We start from the raw sequence: 21,701 nt of genomic DNA, 5'->3' as shown, positions 1-21,701 counted from the left end.
AAAAGATATTTAATTTACTCCGTAAAAATATCCTACACAGATTATACATATCTTGAGAATCATCCCTTCAACTAATACATTCTAAAATAAAGGAGGAAATAAATTTGATATTACATACTGAAGTTTTTGGGGATGGAGAACCTATTGTATTTCTTCATACAGGATTAGAAACCGGTTTGAATGACTTTGTGTATCAGAGAGAATATTTTAAAGATACATATAAGATCATTCTTCCAGATTTACGAGGACATGGTCATTCATTAGAAAATGATTTTAGCCATTTCTTTGAAGACTCAGCCATAGATTTAATGGAAACTCTAAATCATTTAAATATTGATGCTGCACATGTTGCGGGATGTTCATTAGGTGCCTTGGTTGGCTTTTTTTTCGCAAAGCGATTTCCCCATAAAGTGAAGAGTTTGACGGTATCAGGCATCCTGGCTGAAAAACCCACCAACTGGACGGATTTACATAAGGAAGATGTTAAATCACAGGCTGAACTATTATTAAATGAAGGTATGGTTAATTACTATGAAAGTGTACACCAAACAAATTGGAGACAATTCCTTGATTTTGCTAAGGACGAAAATTGGTATCCTTTTGAAGAAACAAAAAATCTGAATGGTATAACTTCTCCTGTTTTATATATGGTTGGTGAGGGGAATCCTGCTGAAACCAAAGGGGCAACACTGTATCCTTCTATAAAAGCGGATGTTCACGTTTGTATTATTCCTTTTGCCTCTCACTTAGTCCACACTGAACAACCGGAATTATATTCAAAAATACTAGAGCAATTCTTAACACGAGTGAATAAAGATAAATAGGCTAGATAAAGTATTTTCTATGATAACCAGTTTAGTAACTGGGCTTTTTATTAAATTAATATGTCTCCAACCATATCACACCTGCTAAACGAAAAAGGCCGTCTGACTATTACAGACGGCCTTTATACTACCTATATTACATTTCTCGTTATTTGCAGCCATCTAAGACTAACAAAATGAAAAGACTTAGATTTTGTCACTTCCAAAGAAATTTTTGAAAGCCTGGACATTCGTGTCCCGATTTAATGCAGCAATCGAGGTTGTCAAAGGAATTCCTTTCGGACAAACTTGAACACAGTTTTGGGAGTTACCGCAATCCTGAATTCCTCCGTCACCCATTAACGCATTCAGACGTTCTGCTTTTTGCATTTCACCTGTTGGATGAGCGTTAAATAGACGAACCTGTGACACAGGAGCAGGTCCAATAAAGTTGGACTTATCATTTACATTCGGGCAGGCCTCCAGGCAAACACCACAAGTCATACATTTAGATAATTCATATGCCCATTGGCGTTTTTTCTCAGCCATACGAGGTCCTGGACCTAAATCGTACGTACCATCGATAGGAATCCATGCTTTAACTTTTTTAAGTGAATCGAACATTCTGCTACGGTCTACCTGAAGGTCACGGATAACCGGGAAAGTTCGCATTGGTTCCAGTACGATTGGCTGTTCATATTGATCCACCAGTGCCGTACAGGATTGACGAGGCTTTCCATTAATGACCATGGAACAGGCACCGCAAACTTCTTCGAGACAGTTCATATCCCACGTAACCGGACTTGTTTTCTTGCCTTCCTTTGTAACTGGATTACGGCGAATTTCCATTAGTGCAGAGATGACATTCATATTTGGTCGATAGGACAACTCAAATTCTTCAAAATAAGGCTCAGAGTTCGGGTTATCCTGGCGTTGGATCTTAAACAGTACTTTACTTTCTGTAGCCATAATTAATTTGCCCCCTTGCTCTTAGAGTAGTCACGTTTACGCGGCTTAATAAGTGAGACATCAATCTCTTCATAATAAATATTTGGTGCAGACTTTCCATCAACAAAATCAGCCATTGTCGTTTTCATGAACTCTTCATCATTTCGTTCTGGGAAATCCGGTTTGTAGTGAGCACCGCGGCTTTCGTCACGCTGCAGGGCACCCAATGTGATAACGCGTGCCAGTTGAAGCATATTGTATAGCTGACGTGTGAATGATGCTCCCTGGTTGCTCCATTTTGCTGTATCGTTAATATTGATGTTTTCCCATCTTTCAAGCAGTTCCTGAATCTTTTCATCTGTTTTTTGAAGCTTGTCATTATAACGAACTACCGTTACGTTATCGGTCATCCATTCACCCAATTCTTTATGGATGGAATAAGCATTTTCTGTTCCGTTCATGGACATAATGCGATTCCATTTTTCCATTTCAGCCTTCTCATGCTGTTCATATAAAGAATCTGGTAGGGAATCAGCGTTTCTAGTAAGTCCATTTACATAGCGTACCGCATTTGGTCCTGCAACACTTCCTCCATAAATGGCGGATAGCAGGGAGTTCGCTCCTAAACGGTTAGCTCCATGCTGGGAAAAATCACATTCGCCGGCAGCAAATAATCCAGGTATTTTAGTCATTTGGTCGTTATCAATCCATAATCCACCCATAGAATAGTGGACAGCCGGGAAGATTTTCATAGGCAATTTGCGCGGATCTTCACCAGTGAATTTTTCATAGATTTCGATTATACCGCCCAATTTAATATCAAGCTCTTTAGGATCTTTATGAGATAGATCCAAGTAGACCATGTTCTCACCGTTGATTCCCAGCTTTTGATTCACGCACACATCGAAAATTTCACGTGTTGCGATATCACGAGGAACTAGATTTCCATAAGCAGGATATTTCTCTTCAAGGAAGTACCAAGGCTTGCCGTCTTTATAAGTCCAAATACGTCCGCCTTCTCCACGCGCAGACTCACTCATTAATCGAAGCTTATCATCTCCAGGGATTGCCGTTGGATGTATTTGAATAAATTCACCATTTGCATAGGTAGCACCCTGCTGATAGACAATCGCAGCTGCTGAGCCAGTGTTAATGATGGAATTCGTAGATTTACCAAAAATAATTCCAGGTCCTCCGGTTGCCATAATAACAGCATCCGCACGGAATGATTTAATTTCCATTGAGGTTAAATTTTGTGCCACAATTCCGCGGCATATCTGCTCATCATCCAGCACCGCTCCAAGGAATTCCCAGCCCTCATATTTCTGAACAAGACCCGCCACTTCATAACGACGAACCTGTTCATCCAATGCATAGAGCAATTGCTGGCCAGTAGTTGCGCCTGCAAAAGCTGTTCTATGATATTGTGTACCGCCGAAACGTCTGAAATCGAGCAATCCCTCAGGCGTACGGTTAAACATAACGCCCATACGATCAAACATATGAATGATCGAAGGAGCCGCATCACACATTGCTTTTACCTGTGGCTGGTTAGCCAGGAAGTCACCGCCATAAACGGTATCATCAAAGTGCTCCCAAGGAGAATCACCTTCACCCTTTGTATTTACCGCTCCATTAATTCCCCCTTGGGCACAAACAGAATGGGATCTTTTAACGGGTACGACTGAAAAAAGTTCTACTTTATGTCCTACTTCAGCGATTTTGATGGTAGCCATTAAACCAGCAAGACCGCCGCCGACTACGATTATATTACCTTTACTCATAAACCGACCCTCTCCTTATTAAACTAGCAGACTCACCTGCTAAGCTATTGCAATTGTTTAAGCCATGTTGATAAATGCCAGCAGTGTACGAATAGCCATAAAAGCTAAGAATACAAAAACTCCAAGAGTGATATATGTAAATATTCTTTGGGATTTTGGTGTTACGATAAGTCCCCATCTTAACGCAAATGACCATAGCCCGTTTGCAAAGTGAAATATTGCTGAAAGTACACCTACCATATAGAACGCAATCATAAATGGATTAGAAAAAATTTCAACCATCATATCCGCATTTGCTGTATCACCCAATGCGACCTGCACCCTCGTTTGCCATACATGCCAAACGATAAAAACAACAGTTACGATACCTGTGATTCTTTGTAAAGCAAACATCCAGTTACGGAAATAGCTGTAGCTTCCCACTGAATATTTCGCCGTAAATGCAATATGAAGACCTAATACAGCATGGAAAAGAATTGGTAAATAGATGACAACGATTTCCATTAAAAGCCTAAAAGGTAAATCATGCATAAATTCAGCTGCTTTGTTGAATGCTTCAGGCCCTCTTGTCGCAAAATAATTGACCAATAAATGCTCAATCAAAAAAAGCCCGATTGGTAATACCCCTAACAACGAATGTAACCTACGTAAATTAAACTCGCGACGACTCTCCATAGTTACCCTCCCTCTGAAAATGAAAAAATAAAAGTATAGCCTTGGATAAGGACTATGCCATAAATAATTGCAAGCAGGTCTTCAATATAGCTGCAATCATCTAACCCACCACCCATCTAAGATGCCAAAAACATTTTTCTGCAAAATTAATAGATGAATAGTATAAAAACAAAAATAATTCCACATATTCTTACAATTATGTGACGGTTTTATTGTACTCCTTTCAACCAAAATGCGTCAAGAAAACGGATACAGAGTTTTCCTATTTCTGCCGATAATTTGTAAATAACTGATATTTTTCTATTTCTATATATTACCTGGAAAATACTTAATAGAAAATACAACTTTACCCTTGCATCCACTCCCATATATATAGCTATAATAATGTAAGGAAAGAGGGGAAACTATGACAAAAGAAGATAAGTTAGAGTCAGAAGAAATGGCACCTGTCACTGAAAACGAGCCGTTAATACCTGCATTTGGGTATGAAATAATAAGAGAATTCCTTTTGGAAGATTTATTGGGAAAGGAAGGCCCTCAAATTCTTTATTGGGCTGGAAAACAACTCGGGAGAAGATTTCCATTATCTAGTACAGAAGAAACCATCACGTTTTTTCATGACGCCGGTTGGGGCGACCTTACGCTGGTAAAGGAAACAAAAGATGAATTAAAGTGGGAGCTTACAGGTGAATTAATCAACCGCAGATTTTCAATCAACGAAAATACCCATTTCCAATTAGAAGCAGGCTTTCTTGCCTACCAAACAGAACATCAGAGAAAAGTAGTTTCTGAAAGCTATGAGGAACAAAAAAAACGGGCAAATAAAGTATACTTCACGGTGAAAACCGACAATAAAGATACCATTTAATGTGAATGTGTAAAAAAGGGGACTTCCATAAACGGAATTCCCCTTTTTCTTTATAATTACATTCGATATATCTTCTTTTTATATCAGGCCCATTGTTTGTTTAATTGATTCCAATGAATAATCTTCCAGGGATTAAAAACGGTTTGGCCATTTTTATTAAAAAAGAAATTATCTCCAATATGATAGGCAGCATGCTGAATAACATGATCTTTATTTATCCATGTGACCAAATCGTTCTTTTGAAGTTCACTATTTGTTACGATGAAATCAGCTTTTTCTAAGCCTTTTTTAAACGTTTCTGGATGAATCCATTCATCCAAAATCCAATCTTGCTTCGTAATGGCAAATAAAGTGGCAGACAGACAGTTACTGCCTGGAACATCTGAAAAACGATTCGCATATCTACTAATATGCTTAGGAGTGTAATCTGGTACTTTAGAACTAGACCAACTATCCCAAAGAAGAGCGTATTCTCTGATTGCATGTAATTTAATATCGAGAGGTAATTAGTTCCACATCTCATATTGTAAAATAACAAGTTGTTCTTCTCTTGCTTTTATAACTATATGTTCCTGAGAGATTGGCGATAACCGCGGGAAAGATGAAAAAGGAAAGATCAATCCTCGGCCCATTATCAGCTGGGTTTCAAAAAGATGTTTCTTTTTATGCTTTGCCAGCTTGGTTATCCAACTAGGTTGAGCAACAATCACAAATTCTGCTCTACTGGAAATATCCCAATATGTATAACTATTTGCAAGTTGTATTTGCCTATAAGATGGATGTTTTAATAATTCAGTAACAGGGATAATTAAGACTTCATTTAAATCCCCTTCTAATATAGTTAAATCCTTGTCTTCAACAAAAAACAGGTCCCTCTTTGGAACAAGCTGTTCTACCCAATTACATAATTGTTTATTAGTTGGTTTTATTTCAACAAGCATCTTTCACATCTCCATCACGTTTAATCCGCTCTTTCATTTGTTAAAATCTAACAATACTAGTCTAGCATAGGTCATTTCCTCTGAGAACAGACAGTTTCAGCAACAATCTTACTGACTGTTAGCCTTTTATGTTTAATTTGTAATTGATTTTCCTATTGCAGCTTATAGAACCTTATATGGTAAAAGAGCTATATTAACTGCTTTCAATAAAAAACCTGCACCATAAAATTAAAGGTGCAGGTTTTTTGGTTAGTCATTTTTTTGTTCTTCATTTAGTTTATCCAATAAAGCCTTGGTGCTTGCTTCGGGGATACCCAATTTTATAAATTCCTCAAATGCGGCTTCTTTCATCTTTTTAATCGAGCCAAAATGCTTAAGCAATACTTTCTTTCTTTTCTCTCCTATACCAGGAACTCCATCCAGGACAGATTGGAAGCTTGATTTTCCTCTAATTTGCCGATGGAAGGTAATTGCAAATCGGTGAACCTCATCCTGTATTCGCTGCAAAAGATAAAACTCTTGACTGGTCCTGCCTAAAGGAACTATTTCTAAAGGGTTTCCGTATAGCAGTACGGAGGTCTTATGTTTATCATCCTTAGCCAAACCTGCTACAGGAATCTCCATTCCGTACTCATCCTCGATTACTTCGCGAACTGCCTCAATATGTCCCTTGCCTCCATCAACTATGATTAAATCCGGCCAGGGGAGGTTCTCTCGAAGTACGCGGGCATATCTTCTTCTGACGACTTCTCGCATGGAATCGTAGTCATTCGGACCGATTACGGTTTTAATTTTATATTTCCGGTATTCCTTTCGTTCAGGTTTCCCATCAATAAACACAACCATCGCAGAGACAGGATCAACACCCTGAATATTCGAGTTATCGAAAGCCTCAATTCGATGAGGTGTATGAATCCCCATGATTTCTCCTAAGTTTTCAATCGCTTTAATCGTACGTTCTTCATCTCTTTCTATTAAAGAGAACTTCTCCTGCAAGGCGATTTTTGCATTTTTAACAGCAAGTTTAACCAAATCTTTCTTTGCTCCACGTTTAGGCTGCGCCACTTTCACATCAAGAAGTCCTTCAGCTAATTCTATATCAATATCATCCGTGAGGAGTACTTCACGTGGTTTAAAATGATTTGGCTTAGAATAAAATTGCCCCAAGAAGGTCAATAGCTCATCAGCAGGATCATCATATAAAGGGAATAACGAGACATCTCTCTCAATCAGCTTTCCTTGTCGGACAAAAAAGACTTGGACACACATCCAACCTTTATCAACTGCATATCCAAATATATCCCGGTCCGTTAAATCGCTGAATACAATTTTTTGTTTTTCCATTGTTGCTTCAATATGCGCGATTTGATCCCTTAATTCCTTAGCCCGTTCAAAGTCCAATTCTTCTGATGCTTTATACATATTATCCTGCAAATCTTTCTTGATATCCTTAAAACCACCATTTAAAAACTTTGTAATTTCATCTGTAATTTGTTTATATTCATCTTCCCTGACCGTCTTTTCACATGGTGCCAGGCATTGTCCAATATGATAATACAAGCATGCTTTAGCCGGTAAGGTTGTGCACTTTCTGAGTGGATACAGCCGGTCTAACAGCTTTTTAGTTTCATTGGCTGCATATACATTCGGATATGGCCCAAAGTACTTACCTTTATCTTTTTTTACGTTTCTTGTAATGATTAATCGAGGATGCCTTTCCGAAGTGATCTTGATAAACGGAAAGCTTTTATCATCCTTCAGCATGATATTGTATTTTGGATCATATTTTTTTATTAGATTCATTTCTAATATGAGTGCTTCCATATTAGAAGAGGTTACGATATACTCAAAATCCTCAATCTCCGATACAAGTCGCTGGGTTTTTCCATCATGAGAACCAGTAAAATAGGAACGAACCCTATTTTTTAGAACTTTCGCTTTCCCCACATATATAACAACATTTTGTCGGTCCTTCATTAGGTAACAACCCGGCTGATCGGGTAACAAGCTAAGCTTATCTTTTATATGTTGATTCAAAAGGGTCCCCCCTCTACTTAAAGTTTAAGTTTCTATATATTATAAACGGATTTTACAATTAAAGGAGGTTTTAATACTTTCCAAAAGAAAAAAGACTCCGGTCGTCCGAAGTCTTTTTACATTAAACCTTAAGAATGCTTGGAAATCAAGTTAACAAGTGCTTCTTTCGGTTGGAATCCGATTACTTTATCTACCACTTCTCCATCTTTAAACAGAACAAGTGTAGGAATACTCATGACACCAAATTTAACAGCAGTTTCTTGATTTTCGTCTACATCTAGTTTAACGATTTTAACTTTGCCATCTAATTCAGCATCAATTTCTTCTAAAACAGGTGCGATCATTTTGCAAGGTCCACACCAAGGTGCCCAAAAATCAGCTAAAACCAAGCCTTCGCCTGTTTCTGTTACGAATGTTTGATCTGATACATTTGAAATTGCCATGTTTATTACCTCCTAGTAGGTTACATTAAGTAAACTATAAGTGGAGTATACCACTGTTCTATATAGGATGGCTACTGTCCTGCTTAATTATCCTGAATTTCAAAAAAATGGATTTATACAACTTACCTTTTATGTTTAAAAACAGGATGGCTTTTGCCACCCTGTTTACCCAAAATATGGACTTAGGATTTTACAAGAAGATTTTTGAACTCTTCTGTTAATAAAGGAACTACATCAAATAAATCGCCAACAATCCCGTAATCAGCTACTTTAAAAATATTAGCCTCAGGATCTTTATTGATCGCTACAATTACTTTGGAGTTAGACATACCGGCTAAATGCTGGATTGCTCCGGAAATACCACAAGCAATATACAGATCCGGTGTCACGACCTTACCTGTTTGGCCAATTTGCAGAGAATAATCACAGTATTCGGCGTCACATGCTCCGCGAGATGCTCCAACAGCACCTCCCAGAACGTTGGCCAATTCTTTTAGTGGTTCAAAGCCTTCTTCGCTTTTTACTCCCCGTCCACCGGCAACAATTACTTTAGCTTCTGACAGGTCAACTCCCTCAGTTGCTTTACGTAATACTTCCTTAATAACAGTACGTAAATCTTTGATATCTACAGATATAGTTGAAACATCCCCCGTACGGGAAGGATCATGCTCAAGTGGATCAATATTATTTGGCCGAATTGTAGCAAATACTAGTCCATCTGTTACAATTCTCTTTTCAAATGCTTTACCAGAGTAGATTGGACGTGTGAAGACGATATTTCCGCCTGCCTCTTCTACACCAATCGCATCTGAAATTAGACCGGAACTTAATTTACCAGCAACGCGCGGCGCCAGGTCTTTTCCCAATGAAGTATGGCCAAAAATAAGTCCGTCAGGAGATTCTTGATCAATCACAGCTAACAATGCTTGAGTATAACCGTCTGATGAATACTGTTTTAGCTGTTCATTCTCAACAGCGATAACACGGTCGGCTCCATAATGAATTAATTCCTTCCCAATCTCTGTAACAGACTCTCCAAATATAACACCTACAACTTCTCCGCCCTCAGCAACTGTCTTAGCTGCAGCGATTGCTTCAAAGGATACATTACGAAGAGAAGACTCTCTTGTTTCACCTAAAACTAAAATCTTTCTAGACATAATTTTACCTCCCGTTATTTTCCCTTTGTGTTCGTTGCTATCTATCACTATCACCGTTTATTTAAATTAAATTACCTTTGCTTCCGTACGAAGTAGATTAACCAGTTCCTTTACTTGGTCAGGAATTTCCCCTTGTAAAACTTTACCGGCATCTTTCTTAGGAGGCAGATAAATTTCAATACTCTTCGTTTTAGCTTCTACATCATCTTCTTCAAGATCAAGGTCATCCAGTTCCAATTCCTCAAGCGGCTTTTTCTTCGCTTTCATAATCCCTGGTAAGGATGGATAACGCGGCTCGTTCAAGCCTTGTTGGGCCGTAATTAATAAAGGCAGAGAAGTTTCAATAATCTCAGAATCCCCTTCAACATCTCTGGTAACGGTTACATTTTCGCCGTTAATTTCAAGTTTAGTAACAGTAGTTACATAAGGGATATCGAGTAAACCGGCTACACGCGGTCCTACCTGACCGGAACCTCCATCAATAGCCACATTCCCTCCAATAATCAAATCAACTTCTTGTTCTTTTAAATACTCTGCTAATATTTTAGAAGTTGTATATTGGTCTCCATCTTCCACATCATCTTCAATATTTATAAGAATTGCCTTATCAGCTCCCATTGCAAGTGCAGTTCTTAGCTCTTTCTCTGCATCTTCTCCGCCGACTGTCACAACAGTCACTTCGCCGCCCTGTGCATCACGCACCTGGATAGCTTCCTCCACTGCATACTCATCGTACGGGTTAATGATAAACTCAGCGCCATCTTCTTGAATACGGCCGTTTGATAATGAAATTTTCTCCTCTGTATCAAATGTCCTTTTTAGCAAAACATAGATATTCATGTATTGCCCTCCTATAGTTCGTATTAATTTTGAAGATTTAGAAAACTAAATATATATAACTCCTACTCTCTGAAGCTCCCACTCAAAGAGAAGAGGTTACTCACAAAATGATTCGCTATTGACCGTCTATTTTCCTTTAAAAATCGGCAAACGTTTTTCTAAAAATGCATGAATCCCCTCTTTAGCATCTTCAGTGACAAAGATTTTGCCAAATTGGATAGCTTCCTCATCTACTCCTTTGTAATATTGTTCATGCTTAGAGTAGTTAATAAGGTGGATGGCTTTCTCAAGTGCAATTGGGCTTTTTCCTGCAATTTTACCGGCAATCTCTTTTACGGCATCCATTAACTCTTCATCCTTGAAGACTTTGTTCGCAAGTCCTGCTTCAACAGCCTCGAAACCAGAAATAGGTTCAGATGTGAACATCATCTCTGCAGCTTTGGCTGCTCCCACATAACGAGTGAGCCTTTGAGTGCCAGCAAAACCAGGAATAAGACCCAGCTGCAGCTCTGGCAATCCAAGCTTAGCTCTTTCAGTTACATATCGCAGATGGCAAGACATAGCGAGCTCAAGTCCACCTCCCAATGCAGCACCGTGAATAGCAGCTATGACCGGTTTTTTGAACTGTTCAATCCTTTCAAATAAATCCTGGCCTCTTTTAGACAGAGTAGAAAAATCTTCTTCGGATGTAACTGTCGTGAATTCTTTAATATCTGCACCCGCTGAGAAAAATTTTCCCTCTCCATATAGGACAACAACCCGAACATCTTCGTTTTCTTCAATCGAATCAAACATGGCGGATAAATCTTCAAGAAGATCAGAAGCCAGTGCGTTAGCCGGTGGCCTATTTATAGAGACATAGGCCACCTGATTCTCCTCATATACTCGTAATGTCTTCATCTGTATTACCCCTTTTTTGTATCATGGTTATCTCATTCAAGCACCCAATCCTTTGATAATCAAATGATGAACTGGTTCAGCTTGCTTATTAAGATCATATTTTTGCTCGTTCATCACCCAAGTTGTAACGATTTCATCCAGTGTACCAAATACCATATGACGAGCCAGACGAACATCCAGATTATCTTGGAATTCACCTTGTTCAATTCCTGTAACTAAAATGGAATCAACAAGCTTTAAATATCCTTTAAGAACATCATTAATTTTATAACGTATCTCTTTATTGGATTGCCGTAATTCCAACTGTGTAACGATAGCCAAATGCTTATCCTCAGAAAGAATCTCAAAATGTTTGCGCACCAGCACCAGCATTTTTTCAGTTGCACTGGATACCCGTTCCATCTCTTCTTCAATACTGGATATGAAACTTCCCAGTTTATCCTGGAACATGGAAATCAAAATATCTTCTTTATTTTTGAAATACAAATAAATCGTACCATCTGCTACACCCGCCTGCTTTGCTATCTTGGAGACTTGTGCTTGATGGTAGCCGTTTTCCGCAATAACAATCACGGCTGCATCAATAATCTGTTTGTATTTTGGGCGGTCTTTTTTCATTATCATTCTTCCTCCTCTAAAATGAATGAATAGTCATTCATAATTTCATATTAGAGGGGAAAAATAATAAAGTCAAGCTAAATCCCTTTTAATCGAATTGATTTGCAAGAGCGTTCTTTGGAATCCATTAAGCCTCTCTTTTATCAATCGTCTGTTGTTTTTGTTTCTCTTCATCAACCAATACACGTCGTAGAATCTTACCAATCGCGGTTTTCGGAAGCTCATCACGGAATTCATATAGACGAGGTACTTTAAAGGCAGCTAAGTGCTTACGGCAGAACTCATTTAATTCCTGCTCAGTCACTTTTGCATGATCTTTCAATACTACGTATGCTTTGACGGTTTCTCCGCGATACGGGTCTGGCACACCTGCCACAACGGCTTCCTGAACAGCCTCATGCTCATACAATACCTCTTCAATTTCCCTCGGATAAATATTGAACCCACCCGCAATAATGATATCTTTTTTACGATCCACGATGTAGAAGTATCCTTCTTCATCCATATAGCCCATATCTCCCGTTAATAACCAGTCACCAGAGAAAGCGCTTTCTGTTTCCTCCGGACGATTCCAATATCCCCTCATAACTTGCGGCCCCTTTATTGCCATCTCGCCAACCTCACCTGGAGGTAATGGCTCTAAGGTTTCAGAGGATAGAATTGCTGCTTCCGTACTTGGCCATGGCAAACCAATACTTCCCTTCACACGCTTGTCACTCCATAAAAGATTAGCATGAGTTACCGGTGATGTTTCTGTCAAACCGTAGCCCTCAACCAACTTACCACCAGTGAGTTTTTCAAATTTCTCCTGAACCTCCACTGGGAGTGCTGCTGAACCACTTATACAGGCATCAATAGATGATAAATCATACTTTGAAATATCCGGATGATTCAATAAGCCAATATACATGGTTGGAGCTCCTGGAAATAGAGTTGGTTTTTGTTTCTGTATAGTCTTCAAGGTCGTAACCGCATCAAACTTTGGCAATATAATCATCTCATGTCCTTTCATGACGGAAAGGATTAGAACCGTCGTCATCCCATAGACATGGAAAAAAGGCAATATTGCAAGAACTTTTTCTTCTGCTTCTTTATATTTATAGAGCCAGGCATCACACATTTTTGTATTGGCTACCAGGTTATTATGTGTCAGCATAACTCCCTTAGGGAAACCAGTTGTTCCACCCGTATATTGCAGCAAGGCAAGGTCCTCTTCCGGGTTGCCTTCATACTCGATCTCGGTTTTCGGTGATGTTTTTAGGATTTCAGACATGAGGTGATGATTGCCTTTATGCTCAACATTGACGACAATGCCATATTGCTTTTTTTGGATAAATGGATAAATTAAGTTCTTTGGAAAAGGTAAAAAATCTTTGATGGGAGCAACGATGATATGCTGTAAATCTGTTTTTTTCATGACACTCATGACACGGGGGAACAAAATATCTAAAGTTAGGATAACTTTGGCACCTGAATCCTGCATTTGGTATTCAATTTCTCTTTCCATATACAAAGGATTCGTCTGAACCACTATAGCACCTGCTATCAATGATCCATAATAACCAATGACTCCCTGTGGCGAATTTGGTAGCATAATAGCTACTCGGTCACCCTTTTCAATGCCCAGCTTTTTCAAATAATGGGCAAATTGCAGTGCATACTCATACAGTTTCTTATACGTAATTGATGTTCCCATAAAATGAATGGCGTTTTTAGTTGGGTATTTGTAAGCAGACTGTTTTAAATAATCCTGTATTAAATTATGTCCATACTCGATGCTTTTCGGGGTTTCTTCTGGATAATGCTTTAACCATGGTTTTTCTTCCAACATTGTAAAAACCTCCCTTAAAAAGCTATTTCTCCTAGTTAATTATAGTATAATGAATTTTATGTGACAATATTTTACTAATATTCTGTTAACTTTATTTGAATTTTCTAGTACTAAACTCCTAATTAATTATTTTTGAAGTCCTGACTATCCAATAATCACTCTTTTGCTTTTATGTGTACTTGACTTGCCGGTAGGATAAAAAAAAGAGCCTAAACAGCGGGACCCCCCACCATTTAAACTCTTTCACTCACGCGTAAAAAGCCATATATATGATCCCGACTACGATAAATAAAGCAGATACCACCAACAAAATCTTCCCCAATGTTTCCATGGTTTCCTCCTGTGTACTCCCTTATTTCAATTCTACAATCGTCACGCCAATTCCACCTTCAGAGGCTTCCCCAAACCTCATTGATTTCACTGAACGATGATTTTTTAAATACTCTCTGACTCCCTGTCTCAGCGCCCCTGTTCCTTTCCCATGTATTATGGAAACACGCGGATAACCGGCAAGCAAGGCATCATCAATATATTTCTCCACTCTAGACAACGCATTTTCGTAACGCTCACCACGGAGATCAAGCTCTAGATTAACATGAAAATTTTTACCTTTAATCTTGGTGATTGTTTTCGTCTCGACTGGCTTTGGACTTTTCTTAAATTCGAGATCTTTCTCATCCACTTTCATTTTCATGATTCCCATTTGAACATTCCACTCATGGTCGGATACCTTTTCTATTAATTGACCAATTTGTCCCCAAGTGAGAACCTTAACTTCATCGCCAGGCTTAAGCGTCCTTTTGGCTGACGATACAGCGGCTTTTCTTATTTTTTTAGATTCCTCAGGTTTTGCTTCATTAAGCCTTCTCTTCGCCTCTATCAATTCATGCTCTTTGACTTCAGCACTTTTTTCGATTCGCATCTGTCTTAGCTCGCGGATAATTTCCTCCGCTTCTTTTTGAGCCTTTTCTACGAGTTGCCTTGCTTCCTGCTTGGCTTTTTCGATTAGCGTATCTTTTTTATCCTCGTACTCCATTAATTGTTTTTGCAAATCTTGATGAAGGATTTCAGCATCCTTCAAATATTCTTCCGCTTCTTGCCAGTCTTTTTCAGCTTCCTTTCGTGAAGTTTCCAAAGATGCAATCATGTTTTCAACCTTATTGGAATCCGCTCCAATCATTCCACGAGCGTTACGAATAATCCGTTCATTTAAACCCAGCTTCGTAGAGATTTCAAACGCATTACTTCGACCAGGCACGCCGATAAGCAGTCGATACGTAGGACTGAGTGTTTCTACATCAAATTCCACACTCGCATTCATGACGCCTTCTTTATTGTATCCATAGGCCTTCAGCTCAGGATAATGAGTCGTCGCAATAACCTTAGCCCCGCGTGAATGTGCTTCATCCAGGATTGAAATCGCTAGCGCAGCCCCTTCCTGAGGGTCCGTACCAGCTCCAAGCTCATCAAATAGGACGAGTGACTCGAAGTCCAATGTTTCAAGGATTTCTACTATGTTCACCATGTGAGATGAAAATGTACTCAAGCTTTGCTCAATCGATTGTTCGTCCCCGATATCTGCATAGACAGATTTAAAAACGGCTAATTCTGAACCATCCATTGCCGGTACCTGCAAACCTGCCATAGCCATTAATGTACAAAGACCGACTGTTTTTAATGTAACAGTTTTACCACCTGTATTCGGTCCTGTAATGACCATCGTCCCGTAGGTCTCTCCAAGAAGGATGTCGTTGGCAACAACCTCTTCTTTTGGAATAAGCGGATGTCTTGCCTTCTTAAGCTTAATGATTCCCTGATCATTCATAATCGGCATAGATGCATGAATAGCTTTTGCATATTTTGCTTTTGCAAAGGCAAAATCGAGCTTAGCCAAAATAGAGACATTCAGTAGAATATCATCTGCATACTCGCCTACAGCATTGGAAAGTGCAGTCAGAATACGTTCCACTTCCCTGCTTTCTTTTACGCGAATATCCTGTAATGTATTATTCAATTGAACAATAGACTGCGGCTCAATAAACAAAGTTTGCCCTGATGCAGATTGATCGTGAATAATACCGCCATAATGACTTCTGTACTCCTGCTTTACAGGAATGACAAAACGATCATTTCGTATGGTCACAATCGTATCTGATAACATTTTGGCAGCATTGCTTGAACGAATCATACTTTCGAGCTTTTCTCTAACTCTTGCTTCATTCGTGCGCAATTGCTGACGCAACGTCCGGAGCGTATCACTGGCAGAGTCCAGAACCTCACCATGGTCCCCAATTGCCATATTGATGTCTTTTTCCAGATCACTCAGATTCACTAATTGATCTTTATAGTCATAGAGAATAGGAAGTTCGATTTCATTTTCCTGCATATCCTCCAAAAATCTGCGTATAGTCCTGCCTGCTCTTAGCGTACTTGATGCTTCCATCAATTCAACAGGACTGAGAACACCACCAATCCGAGCCCGTTTTATATGGGAGCGAATATCAAATATCCCTCCAAGAGGCACATTGCCCTTTAAGCGATATACGGTTGCAGCCTCGTCTGTTTCATATTGAGTACGTTTAACCTCTTCCAAATCGGTATTAGGCATTAACTGTTCACTTAAGCTTTTTCCCAGACTGGAAGAAGCATGTTTTTGCAATTGTGCAATGATTTTTGTAAACTCGAGTGTTTTTAATACTTTGTCTTGCATGGAGAAAAATCCTCCTTACTTTTTCTGTTAGTCTCTATTGAGGAAAGCTAAAAAATCGTCCTCATTTTGGGCGTTTAATACAGTCTCTTTCGTGATCCAGCCACGCTTGGCGTTTGACACACCTACGTCCATATTCTCCAGCATATCAATGCTGTGAGCATCTGTATTAATAACGATTTTAACTCCTGCATCCTGAGCTTTTTTAACATTTTCCGCTGCTAAATCGAGACGATTTGGATTGGCGTTCAACTCTAATGCCGTATTAGTTTCTTTTGCAAGCTGAATCAATAAATCCATATCCACTGCGTAACCGTCTCTTCGCCCAATAACCCGCCCAGTTGGATGTGCGATAATATCGACATGTTTATTGGTCAATGCTGTTTTCAAACGCTCCATAATCACTTCCTGCGGTTGTGAGAAGGAGGAATGAATAGAAGCAATAACAATGTCTAATTGTTCTAGAATTTCATCATCAAAATCAAGTGTGCCATCGGGAAGGATGTCCATTTCGATACCGGACAGGATCATGATGTCATCATATTCCTTATTTAACTTCCTGATTTCTTCTTTCTGTTTTAAAACTCTTTCCGGTGTCAGTCCGTTTGCCACTTTTAAATATTGAGAATGATCGGTTATGGCCATATAGCGATACCCCTTGGCACGGCAGGCTTCTACCATTTCTCTTAACGTATGGGACCCGTCACTCCAGGTTGTATGCATATGAAGATCACCTTTAATATCCTCCAAGGAAATTAAACCGTAATCAGCTTGATATTTATCGATTTCAGTACCATCCTGCCTAATTTCCGGTGGAATATACGGCAGACCAAAATGGCTATATAGATCTTCTTCGCTCTCAAATGTTTTCACTTCACCGGTTTCTAAATTTTCTACGCCATATTCACTAACCTTTTCACCGCGGTCCTTAGCCAATTGACGCAGTCGGACATTATGATCCTTAGATCCAGTAAAATAGTGTAAGGCCGTTGCAAACTCAGCTGGCTTTACCATCCTGAAATCTACTGCTATTTCATAATCATAGGCTAAAGCAAGAGACACTTTTGTATCACCGGCTGCAACGATATGATCAATATTGGTTAACCCTAAGATTTGTTCTTTGACACTCAAGGGATTGTCAGTAGCTATGATAAAATCAAGGTCTTTTATCGTTTCACGTCCGCGCCTTACACTGCCAGCTCTTGAAAAGCGAATAACATCTTCCATTGCCTGCAGTTTTGCCTCAATGTCTTCCACAATCGGCAGCATAACAGCAAGAGGTAGACGATCCGGTTTTGTCCCCATTGCTTTGATGGCATCAAGTATGTTTTCTTCAGACTTTTTGCCAAAGCCGGCAAGTTTACTGACTTTCCCTTCTTCACACGCTTTCTGCAGCTCTTCCGCATTCGTAATATTTAATTCTTTGTATAGCTTGGCAATCTTTTTCCCACCGAGTCCTTGTAAGCGAAGAAGAGGAATTAACCCCTTCGGTACTTCCTCCTGCAATTCTTTAAGGACCTCTGATGATTCTGTTTCGATATATTCATTTATGACAGCTGCCGTTCCTTTGCCGATCCCGCTCAGCTTGGTGAAATCATCAATCTCCGACAGGCTGCGTTCATCTACTTCAAGTGCCTGTGCAGCTTTGCGAAAGGCAGATACCTTAAATTGATTTTCTCCCTTTAATTCCATATATATAGCTATTGTTTCCAATAGTTTAATGACATCTTTTTTATTTACGCTCATTCCTGCCACCTACCCGTAATTTCATTTATTAGATACCTTTATCCTTCATTATATACAAGCTGATTCGGATACTAAAAAAGAATGACTTCCCTATTGGAAGAGGAAGTCATGAAAATGGATGGAACCACAAATTTGTCACCCAATCAGATAAAAATGGGGTGTTCATAATGATTATTTTCGCTAAGGATGAGTTATGTATCATTTCCTGCAGTGACTCAATGGGTAGCATAGCACCAATAAATAGGATAATAAACATACCCAAATACATTTCTACAAATCCCAAAGCTCCGCCAGCCAATTGATTAAATTGTTTCAAAAGCGGCAGCTGCGCAAGAAAATCCAGCATGGATCCAATAATTTGCAGAACAATTTTTACACCAACAAAAATAATAAAGAATGCAATTGCATTATAAAAAGCAGAATCCAAGTCTGTTATATTAAACAGCATATTAAGGCTTGAGTCTGTATCCGCTGATGATGGAAAAGGAACCCACATTTCAAGCTTAGGACCGAGGTCTTTATAAAATAATTTAGCTACAATCAAGGCAATAATAAAACTTAACAAGTGAACAAGCTGCAAGATTAAGCCTCTTCTTAAACCTATTAAAAATCCTATGAGTAAAGCTACTAATATAAATAGTGTAACCATAATATCCTCATTTCTTCTGTTGATTTATTTCTATTTCCAAGGCTTCTATCTTTTCTAATAATTTATAGTATTCGTGCATCGTATTAACCGCAGTTAATACAGCTAATTTAGTCGTATCCAGACTCGGGTTTTTTTGACCAATTTCGCGCATTTTATCATCCACCGAGTGGGCAACTTGTCGTAAATGAGAAGTTGATTCATCGCCTACAATGGTGTATTGTTGTCCATATATCTCAACGTTTATCCTGTTTTTATTAGACAAGGCGGTTGCCTCCAATCATAAAAATCCTGTCTACTATCATAACATGAAAACCAATTTCTTGGTATTCCTAGATAAAAACTACTATCAAATCGCAAAATATCATATATACCAATTTCCGTCCTATCAACAAGAGGACGGGAATTTGGCGTAAAGAGGAGTAGAGTAGAAAAATGGCGAATACTGTTATTACTGTAACAAAAGAAACGATTTTAAAAATGAAATCCCATTATCTAAATTCTGTATTGCCTAAAACACCACCCGGAGCTGTTTTCTCAGCGAAAATGAACGGGATGACGATTACGGCCTATAATTCTGGAAAAGTATTGTTCCAGGGAGCCGTCTCAGATGCAGAAGTTCAAAAATGGAGTAGCGGATCAGTCAATGCTGCTGCCCCTCAAAAAAAATCACCGATCAAAAAAAGAAGTGTATCCGACCATATCTATCGTCCTCCCCATACAATCAATGAGTTGAGTATCATTGGTACAGATGAAGCGGGAACTGGCGATTACTTCGGACCCATAACAGTTGCGGCTGCTTATGTCAGCAAGGAACATATTCGGGAACTTGAAAATATGGGCATACGGGACTCTAAAACGATTCGCGATCCGCAAATATTAACTCTTGGCAAAAAGATTACAGCCATGATCCCGTACAGTCTGCTTGTCCTGAAAAACGAAAAATACAATAGCCTTCAGCAAAAAGGAATGAGCCAGGGTAAAATGAAAGCCTTGCTGCATGAACAAGCCATTCATCATTTACTGGCCAAATTGGAAGGAACCAAACCAGATGGAATTCTCATAGACCAATTTTGTGAACCTGATATTTATTTTCGCCATACCGCCACGAACGGAAATCGTGAAGTTCCTTTGTATTTCAGCACAAAAGCTGAAAGTATATCCACAGCTGTAGCAGCTGCTTCCGTCATTGCCCGCTACGCATTCTTAAAACATATGGACCTACTCAGCGAACAGGCAGGGATGACGATCCCTAAAGGAGCCAGTTCAAAAGTGGATGAAGCTGCCGCTGTCTTTATCGCTAAAAAAGGAGAAAGTGAATTAAACGCCTATGCCAAGCTTCACTTCGCCAATACAGAAAAGGCACGCAAGCTCGTAAAACGAATTGGATTATAATCAAACACTCAGTCTGGGAGCATAAAAGCATCTGGTCTGAGTGTTTTTATTATGGAGTAAAGTCGTTGTTTAACAAGACTCTCCGTTTAACAGGGCCTCGAGGGTTGTATTTACGAGAATCAAGCCGACTTTATTCAAAATCCGGCCGAATTTAGAAGGAATTCAGTCAATCTTGGTAATAATCCAGCCAAGTTTGATTTGAATCCAGCCAAACTACCCCTAAATCCAGCCGCTATCCTCAGCCAATTAAAATGATGTTTAAATGCAATGAAAAACTTACCAGTTTACCGCATTTTCTGAAGGGAATAAATTAATCGGAATTTTTTCGAAGAGATGAGGTAAAACGAGAATGGAAAATGTTGTGTTAAGTTTTTTCAAGGTTGAAAGCGAAGCATATCAGGCTTTATCTGAGCTAAAAAGAACTCATACATCCCAGAAAGATTTTGTCCTCTCACAAGCAGTTATACTAAAAAAAGTTGATGGGGAAATTATCACAAAGGATGGCTTCAACACAGGCAGTCAAACAAGTGATGACACTTTATTGGGCGGACTTATCGGAGGAGCGCTTGGGTTACTTGGCGGTCCTATAGGTATCCTTTTGGGAATGGGGATAGGCGCCGGCTTTGGTTCTTTATTAGATATGAGTGATGCCAAGGAAGAGGACGGTATGCTTTATACGGTTTCTACAAAAATGAAAGACGGAGATATAGCTCTTATATCTGTTATACAAGAAGAATCACAAGCATCCTATAATGAGATCATTAATCAATTTGATACGGTAATCGTTAGATACCGCGCTAGCGTTATTCAGGAAGAACTAGATCATGCACGTAAGGTACAAAAGGAATTAGAACACGAAGCAAAAGCCAGAATGAAAGAACAGCGCTCAAAAGAAAGACGAGAAAAAATCGACGAATATAGTACGAAATTAAGAGAAGAATTCAAACAAATTAAAGAGAAACTATCATAAACATACATTGACAAGTTAGTTACTTTAAATCATACATAAAAAAAAGATTGCTATTTACAGCAATCTTTTTTTCATTAAATTAGCCAGATAAGGGAGATGGCTTCCACCACTCCCTCAATCAATTGACGTTGCCACACGACGTGGCGGTCTTAGTCTTTGTTCCTTTTTCAGTCGTTTCAGCTTTTTGTTAGATCTAGCTTCAGTGGCTAAAAGCTCGGGACATAAGCATAGCCTCTACAGGAGGAGGAACACCTCCTTCCGAGCCTCTGTCTTATGCTCCTCGCGGGCCTACAGGATGTAGGTCATGAAGACGTTGCCACACGACGTGGCGCTTTTAGTCTTCGTTCCTTTTTCAGTTGTTTCAGCTTTTCGGTGGATCCAGCTTCAAC

At 39.2% G+C, this 21,701-nt stretch carries 20 protein-coding genes; 4 read left to right on the top strand and 16 right to left on the bottom strand.

Going from position 1 to position 21,701, the window contains the following annotated elements; all coding sequences use genetic code 11:
• Positions 1 to 104 precede the first annotated feature (104 nt).
• Positions 105 to 824: an alpha/beta fold hydrolase gene (locus AC4D4A_RS14110; protein WP_490996484.1), complete on the top strand. Its 720-nt coding sequence runs from the start codon at positions 105 to 107 to the stop codon at positions 822 to 824.
• Positions 825 to 1,010: 186 nt separating this feature from the next.
• Here the strand turns inward: AC4D4A_RS14110 and sdhB are convergent, their stop codons facing one another.
• Genes sdhB through AC4D4A_RS14095 form a run of 3 tightly spaced genes read right to left on the bottom strand, consistent with a single transcriptional unit; the run spans position 1,011 to position 4,210 of the window.
• Positions 1,011 to 1,772, bottom strand: a complete 762-nt coding sequence (gene sdhB, locus AC4D4A_RS14105; RefSeq protein WP_066108725.1) for a succinate dehydrogenase iron-sulfur subunit — start codon at positions 1,770 to 1,772, stop codon at positions 1,011 to 1,013.
• A gap of 2 nt (positions 1,773 to 1,774) precedes the next feature.
• Positions 1,775 to 3,535 carry a succinate dehydrogenase flavoprotein subunit gene (gene sdhA, locus AC4D4A_RS14100; RefSeq protein WP_490996483.1) on the bottom strand — a complete coding sequence of 587 codons (1,761 nt, stop codon included), beginning with the start codon at positions 3,533 to 3,535 and terminating at the stop codon, positions 1,775 to 1,777.
• A 57-nt stretch (positions 3,536 to 3,592) separates the two neighbouring features.
• Entirely contained in the window at positions 3,593 to 4,210 is a 618-nt protein-coding gene (locus AC4D4A_RS14095) for a succinate dehydrogenase cytochrome b558 subunit (protein ID WP_490996482.1), read from the bottom strand.
• A 406-nt stretch (positions 4,211 to 4,616) separates the two neighbouring features.
• Between AC4D4A_RS14095 and AC4D4A_RS14090 the strand changes: the two genes are divergently transcribed.
• The gene (locus AC4D4A_RS14090; RefSeq protein ID WP_490996481.1) at positions 4,617 to 5,078 is read left to right on the top strand and encodes a YslB family protein; all 462 of its coding nucleotides are present in this window, start codon (positions 4,617 to 4,619) and stop codon (positions 5,076 to 5,078) included.
• 83 nt (positions 5,079 to 5,161) lie between these two features.
• Here AC4D4A_RS14090 and AC4D4A_RS14085 read toward each other — a convergent pair whose 3' ends face one another.
• The 13 genes from AC4D4A_RS14085 to zapA form a co-directional block, all read right to left on the bottom strand.
• On the bottom strand, positions 5,162 to 5,398 hold the full coding sequence (locus AC4D4A_RS14085; RefSeq protein ID WP_490996480.1) for a hypothetical protein: 237 nt from the start codon (positions 5,396 to 5,398) through the stop codon (positions 5,162 to 5,164).
• Between the two features lie 186 nt (positions 5,399 to 5,584).
• A complete protein-coding gene (locus AC4D4A_RS14080) occupies positions 5,585 to 6,019 on the bottom strand; it encodes a hypothetical protein (RefSeq protein ID WP_490996479.1) in 435 nt (144 codons plus the stop codon).
• 249 nt (positions 6,020 to 6,268) lie between these two features.
• The gene (gene uvrC, locus AC4D4A_RS14075) at positions 6,269 to 8,056 is read right to left on the bottom strand and encodes an excinuclease ABC subunit UvrC (protein WP_490996478.1); all 1,788 of its coding nucleotides are present in this window, start codon (positions 8,054 to 8,056) and stop codon (positions 6,269 to 6,271) included.
• A 128-nt stretch (positions 8,057 to 8,184) separates the two neighbouring features.
• Positions 8,185 to 8,499, bottom strand: a complete 315-nt coding sequence (trxA, locus tag AC4D4A_RS14070) for a thioredoxin (protein ID WP_490996477.1) — start codon at positions 8,497 to 8,499, stop codon at positions 8,185 to 8,187.
• 182 nt (positions 8,500 to 8,681) lie between these two features.
• Positions 8,682 to 9,659: an electron transfer flavoprotein subunit alpha/FixB family protein gene (locus AC4D4A_RS14065; RefSeq protein WP_490996476.1), complete on the bottom strand. Its 978-nt coding sequence runs from the start codon at positions 9,657 to 9,659 to the stop codon at positions 8,682 to 8,684.
• A gap of 66 nt (positions 9,660 to 9,725) precedes the next feature.
• Complete coding sequence (locus tag AC4D4A_RS14060) at positions 9,726 to 10,499, bottom strand: electron transfer flavoprotein subunit beta/FixA family protein (protein WP_490996475.1); 774 nt, start codon at positions 10,497 to 10,499, stop codon at positions 9,726 to 9,728.
• Between the two features lie 126 nt (positions 10,500 to 10,625).
• A complete protein-coding gene (locus tag AC4D4A_RS14055) occupies positions 10,626 to 11,399 on the bottom strand; it encodes an enoyl-CoA hydratase (RefSeq protein ID WP_490996474.1) in 774 nt (257 codons plus the stop codon).
• Between the two features lie 36 nt (positions 11,400 to 11,435).
• Complete coding sequence (gene fadR / locus AC4D4A_RS14050; protein ID WP_490996473.1) at positions 11,436 to 12,017, bottom strand: fatty acid metabolism transcriptional regulator FadR; 582 nt, start codon at positions 12,015 to 12,017, stop codon at positions 11,436 to 11,438.
• Between the two features lie 127 nt (positions 12,018 to 12,144).
• A complete protein-coding gene (locus AC4D4A_RS14045; RefSeq protein ID WP_490996472.1) occupies positions 12,145 to 13,848 on the bottom strand; it encodes a long-chain-fatty-acid--CoA ligase in 1,704 nt (567 codons plus the stop codon).
• 352 nt (positions 13,849 to 14,200) lie between these two features.
• A complete protein-coding gene (locus AC4D4A_RS14040) occupies positions 14,201 to 16,558 on the bottom strand; it encodes an endonuclease MutS2 (RefSeq protein ID WP_490996471.1) in 2,358 nt (785 codons plus the stop codon).
• 27 nt (positions 16,559 to 16,585) lie between these two features.
• Positions 16,586 to 18,301, bottom strand: coding sequence for a DNA polymerase/3'-5' exonuclease PolX (gene polX, locus AC4D4A_RS14035; RefSeq protein ID WP_490996470.1), 1,716 nt, complete (start codon positions 18,299 to 18,301; stop codon positions 16,586 to 16,588).
• 106 nt (positions 18,302 to 18,407) lie between these two features.
• Positions 18,408 to 18,950, bottom strand: a complete 543-nt coding sequence (locus tag AC4D4A_RS14030; RefSeq protein ID WP_490996469.1) for a CvpA family protein — start codon at positions 18,948 to 18,950, stop codon at positions 18,408 to 18,410.
• Between the two features lie 7 nt (positions 18,951 to 18,957).
• Positions 18,958 to 19,227, bottom strand: coding sequence for a cell division protein ZapA (gene zapA / locus AC4D4A_RS14025; RefSeq protein ID WP_490996468.1), 270 nt, complete (start codon positions 19,225 to 19,227; stop codon positions 18,958 to 18,960).
• A gap of 155 nt (positions 19,228 to 19,382) precedes the next feature.
• On the opposite strand from zapA, the gene rnhC reads away from it, so the two are divergent.
• Together rnhC and AC4D4A_RS14015 are read left to right on the top strand one after the other, a co-directional pair.
• A complete protein-coding gene (gene rnhC, locus AC4D4A_RS14020; RefSeq protein WP_490996467.1) occupies positions 19,383 to 20,342 on the top strand; it encodes a ribonuclease HIII in 960 nt (319 codons plus the stop codon).
• 349 nt (positions 20,343 to 20,691) lie between these two features.
• Positions 20,692 to 21,312 (top strand): hypothetical protein, encoded by a 621-nt coding sequence (locus AC4D4A_RS14015; RefSeq protein WP_490996466.1) that lies wholly within the window; start codon positions 20,692 to 20,694, stop codon positions 21,310 to 21,312.
• Positions 21,313 to 21,701: the final 389 nt, after the last annotated feature.

This window comes from Pradoshia sp. Z5_111, assembly GCF_058267535.1.
Note: the sequence above shows the minus strand (reverse complement) of the source record. Positions and strands in the feature narration are given on the sequence as shown.